A 16721-nucleotide genomic window follows, 5' to 3' on the forward strand; every position below is an offset into this window, starting at 1 on the left:
TATAGAGTCGCGCGCCAACCGGCCAATGTAGGCCACCCATAACCACCATAAAAAAACCCCGGGACGGCTGCACGCCACCCCGGGGTCGGCTTACGCCGGTGGCGACCAGGCGCCGTCTCAGAACTGCTCTTCCTCCGTCGAGCCTTTCAGCGCCGTGACCGAGGACTGACCGCCCTGGATCACGTTGGTGACCTGGTCGAAGTAGCCGGCGCCCACCTCCCGCTGGTGACGGGTAGCGGTGTAGCCGTGCTTCTCGGCGGCGAACTCGGCCTGCTGCAGCTCGGAGTACGCCTCCATCTGCCGCTCCTTGTAGCCGCGCGCCAGCTCGAACATCGAGTAGTTCAGCGAGTGGAAGCCAGCCAGCGTGATGAACTGGAACTTGAAGCCCATCTCGCCGAGCTCGTCCTGGAACTTGCGGATGGTGGCCTCGTCCAGGTTGCCCGCCCAGTTGAACGAGGGCGAGCAGTTGTAGGCGAGCAGCTTGCCCGGATACTTCTCGTGGATGGCCTGCGCGAACTCGCGGGCAAACCCGAGATCCGGCTTGCCGGTCTCGCACCAGATCACATCGGCGTAGGGGGCGTAGGCCAGACCACGGCTGATGGCCTGCTCGATGCCCGGCTTGGTGCGGAAGAACCCCTCTGCCGTGCGCTCGCCGGTGATGAACGGCTTGTCGTTGTCGTCGACGTCGGAGGTCAGCAGGTCCGCCGCTTCCGCGTCGGTGCGGGCGACCAGGATGGTCGGCACATCCATGGTGTCGGCCGCCAGGCGCGCGGCGATCAGCTTCTGGACCGCCTCCTGGGTGGGCAGCAGCACCTTGCCGCCCATGTGGCCGCACTTCTTGACCGAGGCCAGCTGGTCCTCGAAGTGCACGCCCGCAGCACCGGCGCGGATCATCCCCTTCATCAGCTCGAAGGCGTTGAGCACACCGCCGAAGCCGGCCTCGGCATCGGCCACGATGGGCTTCATGAAGTCGAACGGCGGGTTGCCCTCGGCGTGGTTGATCTCATCGGCGCGCAGCAGCGCGTTGTTGATGCGGTCCACCACCGCGGGGACCGAATTGGCCGGGTACAGCGACTGGTCCGGGTACATGGTCTGACCCAGGTTGGCGTCCGCGGCCACCTGCCAGCCCGAGAGGTAGATGGCGTTGAGCCCGGCCTTGACCTGCTGCAGGGCCTGGTTGCCGGTCAGTGCGCCGAGGGCGTTGACGTAGGGCATCTCGTGCATGGACTTCCAGAGCTTCTCCGCACCCTGGCGCGCCAGGCTGTACTCAACCTGCACGGTCCCACGGAGACGGACGACCTCATCGGCCCCGTAGCCCCGCTGCACCCCTTTCCAGCGCGGGTTCTCCGCCCAGTCACGCTCAATCGCCGCTTGATCTTTCAACATCATGCTCCTCCCAATCGGGCTGGTACGCCGTACCCCCGAAAATCCTGTATGACGGTCTCTTGCTGTCGGCCCGAGGGGCCATCGCGGTTGCCCTCGTGGGGCACGAACCCCGGGCGGGGTTAACCCGGGGCCCAGAACCCGTACCGCTACGTTCGCCAGCCGCCGGCAGCCGGGTGGCGTACTGCCGCGCCTGAATAACGCGTCACTGATAGTATGGCGCGCCGCAGCATTTGACAATATTTCCCAAACTATATTGCATATTGATCGGCCCAATGGACGAAGATCGAGAAGCCTTGGATCACGAATCCCCCCGCCACTACTACCGCCACAACCGGCTCAAGCAGTTGCGCGCGTTCTGCCACGCCGCGCAGGAGCGCAGCATCTCCCGTGCTGCCGAGCGGCTAGAGCTGAGTCAACCGTCGGTGTCGCTGCAGATCCAGGCCCTTGAGCGGGAGATGGGAATCACCCTGTTCGAGCGCCGGGGCCCCCGGATCCGGCTGACTCCGGATGGCGAGGGCCTGTACGAGGTTGCCGCACCACTCGTCGAGGGGATCGACTCCCTGCCCGAGCAGTTCGTGGCGCGCAACCGCCGGCAGCAGCTCGGTCATCTGGACATCGCCGCCGGCGAGTCGACCTCACTCTATGTCCTGCCCGATCTGCTACGCGCCTTCATGGAACACCACCCCAAGGTCCACGTCCGTCTGCACAACCTCATCGGTGAGGAGCAGATCCACGCCGTGCAGCAGGACCGCGTGGACATTGCCGTCGGGTCGAATCTGGACCTGCCCGATGACGTGGTCTATCGCGCCACGCACACCTTCGAACTGAAGCTGATCACGCCCCTGAATCACCCGCTGGCCGAGAAGGAGGAGATCACCCTCGAGGACCTGGCCGCCGGCGAGCTGATCCTTCCGCCACGCCAGCTGACCACCTGGCGCCTGGTGAACTTGATCTTCCAGCAGCACAGCGTGCCTTACCAGGTGCGCCTGGAGGTCGGCGGCTGGGAGATCATGAAGCGCTATGTCGAGCTCGGCTTCGGGGTCGGCATCGCCAGCGCGATCTGCCTGACCGGGCAGGAGCAGCTGGCGATCCGCGACCTGCCAGCGATCTTCCCGCGGCGCACCTACGGCGTCATGCTGCGTCGCGGCCGCTACCTCTCCCCTCAGGCCCGTCGTTTCCTGGAGCTGATCGACCCCGAGGGCTTCGGCGAGGCGGCGGAGTGGGACGGCGTCCCGGGCAGCCAAGAGAGCGTGCTTGTCCCCGGCCGCGGCCCGGAGTGAGCCGTGGCGGTCACCCCGGTCTACCGGGGTGACCCGCGGACTGTGGTAGCCTCTCGGCCCGGGACACCTGATAGATCCGGCCCCATGACTGAATCCCCCAAGCGAATCGTTGTCGGCCTCTCCGGTGGCGTGGACTCTGCCGTGGCGGCGCTGCGCCTCGTTCGCGCCGGTCACGAGGTGATCGGCCTGTTCATGAAGAACTGGGAGGACGACGACACGCTGATGCAGTGCTCGGCCGAGGACGACATCGCCGCGGCAGTAGAGGTGGCGGAGCACTTGGGCATCCCCATTCGACGGGTGAACTTCGCCGTGCACTACCGGCGCGAGGTCTTCGAGCAGGCGCTGCGGGAGCTGCGCGCCGGGCGCACCCCGAACCCCGACATCCTGTGCAATCGGCACATCAAGTTCGACCGCTTCCTGCACCACGCCCGGGAGCAGTTCGCGGCGGACGCCGTGGCCACCGGCCACTACGCCCGCCTGGGACGCGCCAGTGACGACGGGCCGGCCCTGCTGCGCGGCTTCGATCCGGACAAAGACCAGAGCTACTTCCTCGCCGGCGTATCCCGTACGGCCCTGGACACCGTGCGTTTCCCGCTCGGCGACAGCACCAAGGAAACCATCCGCGAAGAGGCCCGGTCCGCGGGGCTGCCCAACTTCGACCGCCCGGACAGCACTGGTATCTGCTTCATCGGCGAACGGGACTTCACCCGTTTCCTGCAGCGCTACATCGACCTGGATCCCGGACCCATCCTCACCGAGGATGGACGAGAGATCGGCCGCCACCAGGGGCTCGCCTTCTATACGCTGGGCCAGCGCCGGGGGCTGGGGATCGGTGGCGACCCGGATCACGGCGCCGCCCCCTGGTATGTGGCCGATAAGGACGCCCATCGCAACGCGCTGCTCGTCGTCCAGGGGCACGATCATCCCTGGCTGCAGAGTGCCGCGGTGGAAACCGGCCCCTTTCACTGGCTGGCGCCGATCCCCGCGGAGGGGGCACGGCTGCAGGCCCAGGTGCGTTATCGCCAGCGCCCCCAGGCCGGGGCGGTGGCGCACACGGACGACGGTGGCGTGCTGTTCCGCTTCGACGAGCCCCAGCGGGCGGCAACCCCCGGACAGTATCTGGTTCTCTACGACGACGATCAGTGCCTGGGGGGCGCGGCCATCGCCGCCGCGCACCCGGCGGACCGGGGTAACCCGCCGACCCTGCAGACGCATCCAACGGAGGTGGTGTGAGCGATTCGCGCGAACAGGAACAGGCCCTGACCCTCGCCGTCATCATGCAGGCGGTGCAGTGCATCCGCGAGGTAGCACGCACCGGGGATACCGAGGCGAGCCGGTATGAGCCTCTGATCGAGGGTCTGCTTGGGGAGTACGACGGCTGCACCGACGCCCTTTACGGCGCAGCGCGCCTCGCCCCGGGGCTGCGGCGGGTGGTGGAGCAGCTCGAGGACCCCCAGGAGGCCGATACGACCCGTTACGTGGCGAGCATTTTTCACCTCGAGCGGCGCCTCATGAAGCGTCAGGCGGTGCTTCAGCGCCTCGCCGAGGGCATCGAGCAGGCCCGCGGCCAGGCGGCCTATTTCGAGAGCCCCACCCATACCAGCGTCATCCACGGTATCGGTGACCTCTACAGCCAGACCATCAGCCAGATGGGACCACGGCTGATGATCCGCGGAGAGCAGCAACACCTGGAGAACGAGCGCAATGCCGCCTTGATCCGCGCGCTGCTGCTGTGCGGCATCCGCGGCGCTAGCCTGTGGCGGGACAATGGCGGCGGCCGGATGACGCTGCTCTTCCGGCGCCAGGCGATCGCCGGAGCCGCCCGGAACCTGCTCGAGGGACTGCCCAGCGAGGCTTGAGCGACGCATCACAACCGATTCGATACACTATAAGAAGCGCTGATCGCACAACCACTGGAGGGACCATGACGGACAGCTTCAACTCGCGGACCACCCTGCAAGCCGGGGGCAAGGCCTACGAGATCTACAGCCTGGACGGGCCGCGCCGCGATTACGACGTCGATCGCCTGCCCTACTCCCTGAAGATCCTGCTCGAGAACCTGCTGCGCACGGAAGACGGCGTCAACGTCACCCGCGAGCACATCGAAGCGGTCCTCAACTGGGATCCCAAGGCCGAACCGAAGGACCAGATCGCCTTCACGCCGGCACGCGTGGTGCTTCAGGACTTCACCGGCGTCCCGGCGGTGGTGGACCTAGCCGCCATGCGCGACGCCATGCAGAATCTCGGCGGCGACCCGGGCCGGATCAACCCGCTTTCACCGGCCGACCTGGTCATCGACCACTCGGTGATGGTCGACCACTTCGGCAACCGCCAGGCCCTGCAGCTCAACACCGAGATCGAGTACCAGCGTAACCGGGAGCGCTACGAGTTCCTGCGCTGGGGCCAGACGGCGTTCTCCAACTTCCGCGTCGTCCCACCGGGCACCGGCATCGTTCACCAGGTCAATCTCGAGTACCTCGGGCAGGTGGTGTTCCGCAACGACAACGGCGACACCCCGCAGGCTTACCCGGACACGCTGGTCGGAACCGACTCGCACACCACCATGATCAACGGCCTGGGCATCCTCGGCTGGGGCGTGGGCGGCATCGAGGCCGAGGCCGCCATGCTCGGCCAGCCGATCAGCATGCTCGTCCCCGAGGTGGTGGGCTTCCGTCTGGAGGGCAAGCTGCCCGAGGGGGCAACGGCTACCGACCTGGTACTGACCGTCACCGAGATGCTGCGCAAGAAGGGCGTCGTCGGCAAGTTCGTCGAATTCTACGGCGACGGCCTCGACCACCTGCCCCTGGCCGACCGCGCGACCATCGCCAATATGGCCCCGGAGTACGGCGCCACCTGCGGCATCTTCCCGGTCGACAAGGAGACCCTGGCCTACATGGAGCTCTCCGGCCGCGACCCGGAACTCATCGAGCTCACCGAGCAGTATGCCAAGGCGCAGGGCATGTGGCGCGAGACCGGTGCCCGCGAGGCCGAGTACTCGGACACCCTGTCGCTGGACATGAGCACGGTGGTCCCGAGCCTCGCCGGGCCCAAGCGGCCTCAAGACCGCGTCCCGCTGGACGCGGCCAAGACCAGCTTCAAGCAGACGCTGCAGGAGCACCTGCGTGCCCACCACGCCGTGCCCGCCGACGAGGCTGAGGAGCAGTACGAGCACGAGGGCGGCCACAGTGCGCCCGGGATCGACGATGCCCATGAACGGGGCGCGGTGGAGATCGAGATCGGCGGCCGCAACGAGATGCTCAAGCACGGCGACGTCGTCATCGCGGCGATCACCTCCTGCACCAACACCTCGAACCCGGCCGTCCTGGTCGCCGCCGGCCTGGTGGCCAAGAAGGCGCGCGAGCGCGGCCTGATGCCCAAGCCCTGGGTCAAGACCAGCCTGGCACCGGGCTCGCAGGTCGTGCCCGCCTACCTGGAGCAGGCCGGGCTCCTCGACGACCTGGAGCATCTGGGCTTCTCGGTCGTCGGGTTCGGGTGCACCACCTGCATCGGCAACTCCGGCCCACTGCCCGAGGCCGTCACCAACGGCATCCGCGAGGGCGATCTCTGCGTGACCTCGGTGCTCTCAGGCAACCGCAACTTTGAAGGCCGCATCCACCAGGACGTTCGGGCCAACTACCTCGCTTCGCCCCCGCTGGTGGTGGCCTACGCCCTGGCCGGCACCATGGCGCGGGATCTCTACAACGAGCCGCTGGGCACGGACAGTCAGGGCCGGGATGTCTACCTCCAGGACATCTGGCCGACCCAGCAGGAAGTGGCAGACCTGGTCCGCGGCAACATCTCCGCCGGGATGTACCGTGAGCAGTACGCCAACGTGTTCGACGGCGACGCCGCCTGGCAGGCCATCGATGCCCCCCGCGGGGAGCTCTACGACTGGCGCGAATCCACCTACGTCAAGAACCCGCCCTACTTCCAGGGCATGAGCAAGACTCCGGAGCCGCTGCAGGATATCCGCGGCGCCCGCTGCCTGATCTACGTCGGCGACTCCATCACCACGGACCATATCTCGCCGGCCGGGGCCATCCACCCGGACAGCCCTGCCGGGCAGTACCTGCAGGAGCAGGGGGTATCCCCCAAGGACTTCAACTCCTACGGCTCGCGGCGCGGCAACCACGAGGTCATGATGCGCGGCACCTTCGCCAACGTGCGCCTGCGCAACAAAATGGCGCCCGGCACCGAGGGCGGCTGGACCACGCACGTGCCCAGTGGCGAGCAGACCAGCGTCTACGACGCCTCCATGCGCTACCAGCAGGCGGACACCCCACTGGTCGTGCTCGCCGGCAAGGAGTACGGCACCGGCTCCTCCCGTGACTGGGCAGCCAAGGGCACCAAGCTGCTGGGCATCAAGGCCGTGATCGCGGAGAGCTACGAGCGCATCCACCGCTCCAACCTGGTGGGCTTCGGCGTCCTCCCCCTGCAGTTCCGCGACGGCGAGAACGCCGAGAACCTCGGCCTGACAGGGGACGAGGCCTTCGACATCGAGGGCATCACCGAGCAGCCCCGCAGCGTACGTGTGGTCGCACGGCGTGAGGATGGCGGCGAGACGACCTTCGAGGCCCGTGTGCGGATCGACACCCCGCAGGAGTGGGAGTACTACCGTCATGGCAGTATCTTGCACTACGTCCTGCGCGGGCTCGCCGGCGCGGCCTGAGACCCCTCAGGCGTTGATATGGGCGGGGGTTGGCCACAGGCCACCCCGCCCCCGGGTGCTCCCCCACCGCCCCTCATACGACGTGCAACGGCCGCTGTGGGCCGTCGCCACCGCGGTCCGTCCCACCGGAAGAAGCTTTCGGGATCGCCCCCCTTTTTCCGAGACGGATTCAGTGTCGCACCCTCCGATGATTCCCATCGAGCGGTGTTTCCACCGGATATTCGAAAGCCTCCTCAGGCCGCGCCCGCCGGGATTTTCCGGGCGAATATCGATTCAAATCCCCGGTTTTTCGATAAAACCGCTCCAGCGGCTCCCGTGGCCGCCAACAGCGGCGACCGATAAGGATTGGGCAAATCGCCGCACACCCTTCACAAACGGGCAGTTGGCGCGTACTTATACGTTTTTCTGCAGTAGCCGCGCAGGGTGGCGCGGCAAGGCAGCGCACCCCGTGCGGCACCGCGCCCCCGAGCGTTGACCGCCACCCGCCCTTCTTGTTTATCTAACCCTGCGACATTTGGATGGTGCCCGCTCCATCTCCGGTCCGGTTGATTGGGCGGGTGGTTCGGAGGCTAACGCCTTTCATAAAAGGAGTAGCTACTATGAGAGATCGCGACGATTTCGTGGACTTCGACGACCCGAACAGGGTCTGGCCGTCCGGGCTGACCCTGCCGGAGGCGGAAGAGCTGCACAGCTACGTGCTGGACGGCGCGCGCATCTTCTTCGGCATCGCCGTGGTTGCGCACGTGCTGGCTTTCGCCTACTCGCCGTGGCTCGGTTAAGGGAGGATTAACACATGAACCAGGCTCGTATTTGGCTCGTAGTCAAGCCCAGCGTCGGCCTTCCGCTGTTCCTGGGTGTTGTGCTGCTGATCAGCCTGCTGGTGCACGGTGCTATCCTGACGAACACCAGCTGGTACCCCGCCTTCTTCGAGGGCAACGCCGCGGCCGAGATCCCGGCCTCGGAGATTGCCGAGAGCGACGCGCTGGCAACGCGCGAGTCGATGGTGTAAATCCGCCTGCGCGGATAGCAGCCCATTGACGGCTCGACACTGGGGCGGGGTCCGCGGATCTCGCCCCTTTTTCTCGTCAGGACCCCTCCATGACCACGCTAGACATCCTTGAACACCCCGACCCCCGCCTGCGAGAACCATCCGCGCCAGTGGAGACCTTCGACCAGGAACTCCGTGAGCTGGTCGATGACATGATCGAGACCATGCGCGCCGCCTCCGCCATCGGACTGGCAGCCCCGCAGGTGGATATCCGCCGGCGCATTGTCGTCTGTTGCACCGATCCGACACAGACGCCGCGCGTATTCATCAACCCGGAGATCACCGGCAGCAGCCTGCCCGGTTACATCGAGGAGCGTTGCCTCTCGGTCCCCGGTCAGCAAGGCCTGGTGGTGCGCCCCACCCGGGTCAGTGTCCGCGCTCAGGACACCAGCGGTGAGCGGTTCCACTGCAAGCTGGAGAACCTCGAGGCCGTCTGCCTGCACCACGAGGTCGACCACCTGGACGGCACCCTATTCATCGACCGACTCTCTTTCTGGCAACGGCTGCGGATGCGCGCCGGCCGCCTCCTTCGCCGCTAGCAGGCACCACGCAGACGCCATACAGGCGCTATGATTCGGTAGGGAATGGGTGCCCGGACGTAAAGGGCGCCCGGGCACCCCGCTTGGCTGGTGGAGGCCGGTATGGACCGGCCTACCCCCCGGAGGAGACAGGAGACTAATGCGGACAGACAAAGAAAAACGGGGCATAAGCCCCGTTTTTCTTCACAACCTGCCGCGTCTGGCAGGCTCTCCCGGGAGGAACCTCCCCCACTCCGAGAGAGCGGGAGAGCCTCCTACCTGACCCGGGAGCGGGTGTCAGACCTGCCGCGGGGGCAGAGCGGACACCTCTTCAGCGGACTCGCTCACCGAGCTGACCGCAGCACCGCCGACCCAGTTGAACCGATCAGTGCTGAGCAGGATGAAGTGGATCACCAGGGCCAGCACGGCCAGCCAGGAGAAGATGCCGATCAGGACGCGGCGCGGATCGTAAAGCTTCCAGAGTCTCCACATGGTTCTATCTCCTTAACCAGCAAGCGGCGCGATTTGGGAAACAGCGGCGGTCACGTTGTGAACACCCTCGATGACGGAGCCGTAGCCCTCGGCACCGGGGATCCACGGACGCCAGGCCCAAGCGAGGAAGTGGGCCACGACGGCCACCGCCGTGAAGATCAGGAAGCTCTGCATGAAGATGCTGTGGAACTCCTTAGCTTCCTCATCGCTAAGGCCCGTCAGCGACATGTTATCGGCCATACGTTTCGTCCTCCGTTCAGCGTTTCAGCCGGTACCGCGCTCTACCCCCGCGCGGTAGGGGGTGGTCGCCCACGCTAACGTGGGACTTCCCGTGCAGCCGGCACCTGGGTGCCGACCTTCCTCAAAGCGCTGGGTCGGTACGCTGGGCCCGCCCAGTCTTCGAGGTTCGTTCGTGTGCCGAGCCCTTGCCTATCTGGTCCAGCGCTCGACCTCCACGATGACCTAAACACTAACGCAGGAATGGGGGCGCTGTGTGGTGGCGTATAACCGCACCCCTGTACCCCCTTGTGGAATCCCTTTCCCTCCACTTCAGTTTCCCGCGCAAATGCCGATATGTTGGACATGATGAATCATCGTACCCGGACCCTTGCAATCGTTTTCGCCTGCGCTGCGGCAATTTGCGTAAGCGCCGGGGCTGTCAGCGGGCAGCAGACGCACCGCATGGACCCGCATGGCGCGCAATGGCACGCCTTCGAGGGGCGTTCCGGGTGCCATATGGCCCACGAAATCCCCGGAAAAGGGGTGGCCTTAATCAGCTACCGGCATGACGGTCGACAGTATCTGAGTTTCTTCGCCAATCGCCCTCCCCGGGAAGAAATCGAGGGGGATCTTTATATTGGCGAGCCAGCCTGGGGCGGGGATCGGCGCCGCCATGTCGAGCCGGTGCGTCTGCACCCGGACACGCGGACACTGCGTTTCAGCCGCCGGACGACGCAGTGGCTACTCGACGCCCTGCGCGACGGGCGCGAGCCACAGATCCGCTACGAGGCCGGATACAGCGGGGAGCTGATCGAGATCGGGCTGACCCCGGCCGCCTTCCAGCGGGCGCTCGGCCACTACCGCGAGTGCATCGCCCGTCATGAGCGCGTCGACGCCGGCACCGCCACCCGCGGCCAGGTTATCCCTGGCCGCACCGGCGAACCCATGGCGGACAGTGACGGCCCAACCTGGGAGGGCAACCTCCCGCGCCTGCCGCGCGGGCCGCGCACCGAGGTCTACTTCGCCACGGGCAGCGACGACCTCACCCGCAACGCTCTAGACGAGATCCGGCGGTTCGTCCGCGCCGTCGAGGACAACCCGCACTGGGGCGTGGTGCTATCCATCGGCTATGCGGATACGCGGGGCAGTCCGGAGATCAACGAGCAACTTGCCGAAGCGCGCGCTGCGGCGGTCCGGGACGAGCTAGTGCACCTCGGCCTACCCGAGGACCGGATCGAGATCGAGGCGCGGCTTATCGACGAGGACAACGCTGAACAGGACATCCACGAGCTGGCGAGCAACCGCCGCGTGGAGCTGCGGACGGCCCTCTAGCCACCCGTCTTGTGCTGGCGATGGCAACCGCCGATCCTTATGATCGCCACCATGACGATCGAACTGCCCGAGCATCTGCCCTTCGCCACCGAGCTTTCGGTGCGCATCACCGACGTCAACTACGGCGGCCACCTGGGCAACGACGCCCTAGTCTCCCTGCTCCACGAGGCCCGGGTGGGTTTTCTGGCCCACTACGGCTTCAGTGAGGGGGACTGTGGCGGAGCCGGTATCGTCATCAGCGAGCTGGAGGTAGCGTACCGGGCCGAGGCTTTCCACGGCGACGCCCTGACCATCGCCGTCGGCGCCGGCACGATCGGACGTAGTAGGGCCGAACTCTTCTACCGCGTCGAGCGCCCGGCAGACGCCAGGGAGGTCGCCCGTGCCCGGACGACCATCGCCTTCTTCGACTACACCGCACGCCGGCCGCGCCGCACCCCGGAGCCCTTCCGCGAGGCCCTCAGCACCTGAGATCCGCGCCGGCGCTCAGCCCTCGCCGCTGGTCAGCAGGACATCGCGCTCGCTCTCGTGGGCGACACGGCGGGCAACGCTGCCGAGCAGGGCACCCTGCCAGCGGGAGAGGCCCCGCGTCCCCATGGCAACCAGATCGACATCCGCCTCCTCGGCGAATTGACGGATCACCGTCGCCGGATCGCCGCCGCGGGCCTCGAAGTGGTCGACGCGATCCCGCACCGGCAACTCGTCCACGAGGCGACCCAGGGCCTCGGCGGTCTGCTGCCGCCCGTCCTGCAGGGCCGCCTGGAGCTCTGTAGCAGCCCCCTCGCCCGCCCCGTAGATCCGCTCCAGCGGTGTCGTATCGTGAACGCCGAGCAGCTGCAGCGCGGCGTCCGGGGCCAGGCGGGCGGCCGCTTCGACAGCGTGTCGCGAGCGTCCGGACCCGTCCACGGCCACCAGAACCCGCTGGTAACCGCCCTGCGGCGGGCGCTTGACCACCAGGATAGGCCCGGCGCGCTCGTGTGCCAGGCGCTCCGCGGTTGCGCCGAGGAACAGATCCCGTACCACGCGCCTCCCGTGGGCACCAATCGTGACCAGATCGGCTCCCCACTCCCGCGCCTCTGCAGCGATCTCAGCCGCACCACGTCCCCACCGGCAACCGACCGACCACGCCGGGTCCGCCCCACCGCCGGCGATGGCACTGAGCTGCTCGTTCATTCGCGCCTCACTGGCCCGCTCCAGCTCACGGGTCGCCTGCTGCGCGCCGCCGCCCTGCTCGCGGAACAGCAGGCGCAAGGTCTCCTCCTCGAGATCGGCCTCGATGACGTGCAGCGCCCGCAGTTCGGCCCCGTGCAAGCGAGCCAGATCCAGACTGCGCTGCGCCGCTGCCTCGGTCCGTTCGCTGAGATCGGTGGCATATAGGATCTTGCGCACGACTCCCCCTCCTAATCGACGTAGCCAGTCAGTTCCGCATAGCCGACCGCGCTCACCGGGCGGCCGGCAGCCTCGCCACGACCGCGCAGCGCACCCTCCCAGTATCGAAACCCGTCGCGCAGCTCCTGATCCGCCAGCACAGGCTCGAGCTCCAGGGTCAACTCCTCCTCCGGGTATTCTAGCCGCCAGCGCGCCGGGTAGGTGGCCTCGCCGTCAGGGCTGGTCCAGTGCTCGAGCACCTCGAGGTGCACGTCGTCTCGAGTGACCACGCGGTGACGACCATCGGCCTCCACCCAGCCGCCCTTGCTTCTCGGATCGATGCTGCCATCTTCCCGGCGCAAGTGATAGAACATCAGTTCGCGGTCATCGTCGAGCTGAATCGAGAACCAGTCCCATCCGGTCTGCTCCTCACTCAGGGTGCTGCTGCCCCACTCCCGATCGATCCAGGCGCTCCCCGAGACCGTGTGCTCGCCGTCGGGCACCGCCAGACGCCCAGCCGCCTGTAGCCGAGGGAGCGTGTAGTAGTAGGAGGCGTTACCGGGGTCGTCGCCCTTGCGGCTGTAGCCGTCCTCGCCCTGGAACACCATCGGCTTGCGCGCCCGCAGATCCAGTTCCAGCTCGACCCCCTCGGCCTCGAGCCGGGTCCGCAACCGGTTCAGCCCCTGGCCTGGCGCACCGCGGACTTCCCAGTCCTCCAACCACACCCGGAACGGGTCGGGTCGGGCCCCAGCCAGGCCGACAGCGCCCCGCGCCAGCCGCTCGAAGTGGTGGAAGGTCTCCCCCTCGGTGTCCGTCACGGCGAAGTGGGCCATCCACAACTGATTGGTCCCCCAGGCCGAACGGCGCGGGGCCGGCTCGGGGGACAGGGCGAAACGGAAGAAGGTGACCTGGAATCCGAAGTGACGACCGTCCTCGTCGAACACATTGCCCGTGATATACCACCATTCGTGACGGTAGTCGGGGTGCGGCCCGTGATCCCGGGGAAAGACCAGCGGCCGCGGCCCCAGGGCCCGGGCGAAGCCCTGCGCATCCTGTTCGCCGGAGAGCGCCCCGGCAACCGTGACCCCCTGCTGCCCGGCTGCGCCGTTTTGCTCCGGCGGATCCGTGCACCCGGCCAGCAGCAAGACCGTGACGACAACCACGCCGCCGCGGAGTAACCTGCCGAGTCGCTCAGCCATCCTCACGCATCGCCTCCCCCGGGGGTACTCTGGCTGCACGGTAGGCGGGATAGAGCCCGGCGAGCAAGGCGGCCACGGTCGCCAGGGCCACGGCCTGTGCCAGCACTGCCGGATCCACCTGGAACTGCAGGCTCCAGCCAAACGCGCGCTGGTTGATCACGTCGGTCAGGGCAAGTGCCAGGGCAAGGCCCGGCACGATGGCCAGAACGCCGGCAAACGCACCCAGCAATCCCGTGCGGGCCAGTTCCAGCGTCCAGACCTGCGCCGGCGTCAGTCCCAAGGCACGCAGGACCGCCACCTCGCCACTGCGCTCCAGGGCGAGCGCCAGCAGAGCACCGAAGACGCCGACAGCCGCGACGATGGTGGCCAGCAACTGCAGAACCCGCGTCACGGCGAAGGTGCGGTCGAACACGTCCAACGACAGGCGCCGAATCTCGGCATCGGAGCGGAAGGTGAGCACTCCGGCCTCGTCACCGGTGGCCTCGCGCAGAGCAGCGATCAGGGCGTCGGTGTCGATCCCCGCCCCGGCGTGGACGGCCAGGCCGTCGACGGCATCGTCCTGCCAGTGCTCGTCGTAGAACCCCCGCGCCACGAACACAGCACCCTGACTCGTCGTGTAGTCGTGAACCACGGCGAGCACCGGGAGGTGCCGCTCGCCGGCGGGCGTCCGGATGGCCACCCGATCGCCGACCTCGAGATTGTGGTGGGCAGCGAAGGGCTCGGTGATGTAGGCGCCCTCTCCCCGCTCGAAACGGTCCCAGGCCGCCGGCCCCCGCTCCTTGTACGCCATGCCGGCATCACCAACCGGACCGTGATCAAAGGCACGGAGCTGGATCTCGCCGAACTCGGAGGGAACCCGCAACTGGCGCGAGGTCGCCACCGACTCGACCCCTTCTACTTCGGCCAAACGCTCGTGCAGCTGCGGCGGCAACTCCGGCGGCGGCTCGCCGGTCTGGGACGGGGCGCTGACATAGACATCCGCCGACAGCGTGCTGTCCAGCCAGGTAGCCAGGCTGCCGCGGAAGCTGTCGATCATGACGCTCACCCCGATGACCGCCGTCACCGCAACCACCAGCGCCACGGCCGCCACCCCGCTGCGCGACAGCCCGGCCGCCACGCCCCGCGCGGCCATGCGTCCCGGCGCCCCGAGCAGCCAACCGGCCGGACCGGCAAGCGCGCCGGCCAGCCCTCCCACGGCCCAGGGCACCAAGAGCGCCGCACCGACCAGCAGGGCAAAGACGCCACCGAAACCCACCACCAGGCCGCCGCTGCCACCCCACAGGAGACCGACTCCGGCGGCACCGAGCAACAACCCGCCCCCGGCCAGCGGGCGCACCCAGCGACGTGCACGCCCCTCCAGCGTGGCGCGGTCCAAGGCCGTGCGCGGGGCAACCGAGGCAGCTTCCCAGGCCGGCGCGGCGGCCGCCAGTGCGGCCGCCACCACCCCCAGCGCCGCGGCCATGAAAAGCGCCGTGGGTGCAAGCGCAACCTCACGGACGTTGTGGACGAAGTAGAGGTCGGTGATGGTCCGTGTCACGAGTTCGAGCAATCCGTCAGCCAGCAGGTAGCCGAGGGGCAGACCCGCCAGCGTGCCGGCGATCCCGAGCACGACCCCCTCGGTAACCACCGCGCGGAACAGCCGCCCGCGACCGACTCCGAGGGCTCGCAGCCGACCGATCAACGCCCGGCGCTGGACCACGGAGAAGGAGATTGCGTTGTAGATGAGCAGCGCGCCCACCAGCAGGGCCAGCAGGCTGAAGGCGGTCAGGTTGAGGCGAAAGGCCGCGGTCATTTCGTCGAGGGCAGCCGCGCCTTCCTGGGCCTCGCCGATCACTGCGCCATCGGGCAGTAATTCCTGCACGCGAGCCAGGCGAACCGCTCCGGCTGCTCCCTCGGGGATCACCAGATCGATGCGGTCGAGGCGCCCGAGCCGGTCGAGCAGCTCCTGAGCGGTGGCCACGTCCACTACGACGGTATCCCGCAGCCCCTCAGCGGTCAGGCGATCCGGAGCCTCAACCACCGCAGCCACCTCCAGCCGGTGCTCGCGCCCGGCGACCTCCACCGCCAAGGGGTCTCCCTCGGTGACCCCCAGCCGCCGCGCATCGTCCCGGAAGAGCACCACCAGATCGTCCCGATCGAGCCAGAGGGCAGCATCCACCGCACGAGCGGCACCGGCTACCGCCTCGCGGACCCCCGACTCGGCCCAGGGATCGATGCCGAGCACGCGCAACGGCCCGTCCGGACCTGTGACGTGTCCTTCGACCACCGGGGTCGAGGGGCGAATACCGGCATGCCGCAACCGGGTGTAAAGGCTTTCCTCCACCCCGGCGGTGCCGGCCGTGATCCGGTGGGTAGCCTGCCCGGTGAGGGCCTCCGCCGAACGCGTGAATGCCCGCTCCGAGGAGGCGTTGGCGAGTTCGACGGCAACGACCACCGCCACCCCGAGCGCCACGCCGAGGATCGCCAGCGCCGCCTGCCAGGGGTGGCGCAGGTGATGGCGCCATCCAGCCCGGGCCAGGATCACGCTGCAGACACCTCATCGAGCCGGCCACCCTGCAGTGCAACCACCCGATCGGCGGCGGCCGCCACCTCGCTGGCGTGGGTTGCGATCAGGGCGGTCATGCCACGCTCACGGCGGAGCTCATTGAACAACCCGAGTACGGTTCGGGCCGTCTCCCTGTCGAGGCTGCCCGTGGGCTCGTCGGCAAGGAGAAGCCCGGGGCCGTGCACCAGGGCCCGGGCGACGGCAACCCGCTGCCGCTCGCCGCCGGAGAGGTGTTCCGGGAAGGTGCCCTCCCGTCCCTGCAGTCCGACGCGCTCCAGCAGCGCCCGGGCGTGGCGCCTTCCGTCCCGATCCAGGGCCCCATTGAGCTCCAGCGGAAGGAGCAGATTCTCGAGCACGGTCAGCGTCGGGACGAGATTGAGCTGTTGAAAGATGAAACCGAGATGACGGCGCCGGAAGAGCGTTCGGGCGGTTTCGTCCAGCCTCGCCAGATCCATGCCGTCGAACCTCAGCGCCCCGCGATCCGGTGCCTCCATGGCCCCGATCAGGTTGAGCAGCGTGGATTTGCCCGAGCCGCTCGGGCCGATCACGGCCACGGATTCGCCGCGACGGATGGCCAGATCCAGATCCTCGAGGACCACGCGAACGGCTCCACCCTCCGGGTAGCCCTTGCACACGCCCTGCAACTGGATCAGCAGATCCTGCGCGGA

Annotated in this window: 16 protein-coding genes; 9 read left to right on the forward strand and 7 right to left on the reverse strand. The window is 67.8% G+C overall.

Translation table 11 applies throughout. The features are described 5' to 3' along the window. Positions 1-117: 117 nt before the first annotated feature. A complete protein-coding gene (gene aceA, locus CCR79_RS07630) occupies positions 118-1386 on the reverse strand; it encodes an isocitrate lyase (RefSeq protein ID WP_201170483.1) in 1269 nt (422 codons plus the stop codon). Positions 1387-1658: 272 nt separating this feature from the next. Between aceA and CCR79_RS07635 the strand changes: the two genes are divergently transcribed. The 7 genes from CCR79_RS07635 (at position 1659) to def (ending at position 8922) form a co-directional block, all read left to right on the forward strand. After that, on the forward strand, positions 1659-2666 hold the full coding sequence (locus tag CCR79_RS07635) for a LysR family transcriptional regulator (protein ID WP_201170487.1): 1008 nt from the start codon (positions 1659-1661) through the stop codon (positions 2664-2666). A gap of 84 nt (positions 2667-2750) precedes the next feature. Continuing rightward, the gene (gene mnmA, locus CCR79_RS07640) at positions 2751-3899 is read left to right on the forward strand and encodes a tRNA 2-thiouridine(34) synthase MnmA (RefSeq protein ID WP_201170490.1); all 1149 of its coding nucleotides are present in this window, start codon (positions 2751-2753) and stop codon (positions 3897-3899) included. Beyond that, positions 3896-4525: a high frequency lysogenization protein HflD gene (gene hflD, locus CCR79_RS07645; protein ID WP_201170493.1), complete on the forward strand. Its 630-nt coding sequence runs from the start codon at positions 3896-3898 to the stop codon at positions 4523-4525. Before mnmA ends, hflD begins: the two co-directional genes overlap by 4 nt. 65 nt (positions 4526-4590) lie before the next feature. Further along, positions 4591-7335 (forward strand): aconitate hydratase AcnA, encoded by a 2745-nt coding sequence (gene acnA / locus CCR79_RS07650; protein ID WP_201170495.1) that lies wholly within the window; start codon positions 4591-4593, stop codon positions 7333-7335. 599 nt (positions 7336-7934) lie between these two features. Continuing rightward, positions 7935-8114 carry a light-harvesting antenna LH1, beta subunit gene (gene pufB, locus CCR79_RS07655; protein WP_011814196.1) on the forward strand — a complete coding sequence of 60 codons (180 nt, stop codon included), beginning with the start codon at positions 7935-7937 and terminating at the stop codon, positions 8112-8114. Between the two features lie 14 nt (positions 8115-8128). Further along, positions 8129-8344, forward strand: coding sequence for a light-harvesting protein (locus tag CCR79_RS07660; RefSeq protein ID WP_201170497.1), 216 nt, complete (start codon positions 8129-8131; stop codon positions 8342-8344). Positions 8345-8433: 89 nt separating this feature from the next. Further along, entirely contained in the window at positions 8434-8922 is a 489-nt protein-coding gene (def, locus tag CCR79_RS07665; protein ID WP_201170499.1) for a peptide deformylase, read from the forward strand. 276 nt (positions 8923-9198) lie between these two features. Here the strand turns inward: def and pufA are convergent, their stop codons facing one another. Both pufA and pufB (CCR79_RS07675) read right to left on the reverse strand, forming a co-directional pair. Continuing rightward, a complete protein-coding gene (pufA, locus tag CCR79_RS07670) occupies positions 9199-9393 on the reverse strand; it encodes a light-harvesting antenna LH1, alpha subunit (RefSeq protein ID WP_011814199.1) in 195 nt (64 codons plus the stop codon). A gap of 12 nt (positions 9394-9405) precedes the next feature. Further along, a complete protein-coding gene (gene pufB / locus CCR79_RS07675) occupies positions 9406-9633 on the reverse strand; it encodes a light-harvesting antenna LH1, beta subunit (RefSeq protein WP_011814200.1) in 228 nt (75 codons plus the stop codon). A 441-nt stretch (positions 9634-10074) separates the two neighbouring features. Here pufB (CCR79_RS07675) and CCR79_RS07680 point away from each other — a divergent pair, with 441 nt between their 5' ends. Beyond that, positions 10075-10944 carry an OmpA family protein gene (locus tag CCR79_RS07680; RefSeq protein WP_201170500.1) on the forward strand — a complete coding sequence of 290 codons (870 nt, stop codon included), beginning with the start codon at positions 10075-10077 and terminating at the stop codon, positions 10942-10944. Between the two features lie 51 nt (positions 10945-10995). Continuing rightward, on the forward strand, positions 10996-11412 hold the full coding sequence (locus tag CCR79_RS07685; RefSeq protein WP_238634616.1) for an acyl-CoA thioesterase: 417 nt from the start codon (positions 10996-10998) through the stop codon (positions 11410-11412). A 15-nt stretch (positions 11413-11427) separates the two neighbouring features. On the opposite strand, the gene CCR79_RS07690 is transcribed toward CCR79_RS07685, so the two are convergent. Genes CCR79_RS07690 through CCR79_RS07705 form a run of 4 tightly spaced genes read right to left on the reverse strand, consistent with a single transcriptional unit; the run spans position 11428 to position 16688 of the window. Further along, a complete protein-coding gene (locus CCR79_RS07690; RefSeq protein WP_201170501.1) occupies positions 11428-12330 on the reverse strand; it encodes a universal stress protein in 903 nt (300 codons plus the stop codon). 11 nt (positions 12331-12341) lie between these two features. After that, entirely contained in the window at positions 12342-13508 is a 1167-nt protein-coding gene (locus tag CCR79_RS07695; protein ID WP_201170502.1) for a lipocalin-like domain-containing protein, read from the reverse strand. After that, the gene (locus tag CCR79_RS13825; protein WP_201170503.1) at positions 13501-16032 is read right to left on the reverse strand and encodes an FtsX-like permease family protein; all 2532 of its coding nucleotides are present in this window, start codon (positions 16030-16032) and stop codon (positions 13501-13503) included. The genes CCR79_RS07695 and CCR79_RS13825 overlap by 8 nt, the downstream gene beginning before the upstream one ends. After that, positions 16029-16688: an ABC transporter ATP-binding protein gene (locus CCR79_RS07705; protein ID WP_338018472.1), complete on the reverse strand. Its 660-nt coding sequence runs from the start codon at positions 16686-16688 to the stop codon at positions 16029-16031. The genes CCR79_RS13825 and CCR79_RS07705 overlap by 4 nt, the downstream gene beginning before the upstream one ends. Positions 16689-16721: the final 33 nt, after the last annotated feature.

The organism is Halorhodospira halophila, assembly GCF_016653405.1.
GTDB classification, from domain to species: Bacteria; Pseudomonadota; Gammaproteobacteria; order Nitrococcales; family Halorhodospiraceae; genus Halorhodospira; species Halorhodospira halophila_A.